We start from the raw sequence: 284 nt of genomic DNA, 5'->3' as shown, positions 1-284 counted from the left end.
TTTTTAGAAAACCCCGAAAGCGCATCGAAACCTTATTTTCGCAATTATGTGATCAGTTTATGATTAGAAGAAACTATGCGAAATCCTTTGATGGCTTTAAGAATAGAATATTATCTAAGATAATGGCTATGACTGTTATACAATGTGTTGTAAACTTCCCCATAAATAGTACGACTATAATTTAGACAAAAAGTTTAAATTTAGGATTATATATTATGAAAAAGAAACAATTCAGTGCGAATCAGATTTCCAGTATTTTGAAGGAATTCGATAATGGTAGAAGT

At 29.6% G+C, this 284-nt stretch carries 1 protein-coding gene; it reads left to right on the top strand.

Features of this window, described 5'->3' with window-relative positions; translation table 11 throughout:
• Positions 1-185 (top strand): transposase (locus GNY06_RS13155; RefSeq protein ID WP_166520509.1); only part of this gene is annotated, 185 nt, incomplete at its 5' end.
• Between the last annotated feature and the right edge of the window lie 99 nt (positions 186-284).

Source organism: Elizabethkingia argenteiflava (assembly GCF_009904105.1).
Lineage (GTDB): Bacteria > Bacteroidota > Bacteroidia > Flavobacteriales > Weeksellaceae > Elizabethkingia > Elizabethkingia argenteiflava.
The sequence above is the reverse complement of the archived record's forward strand: the minus strand, read 5'-3'. Positions and strand labels throughout refer to the sequence as shown.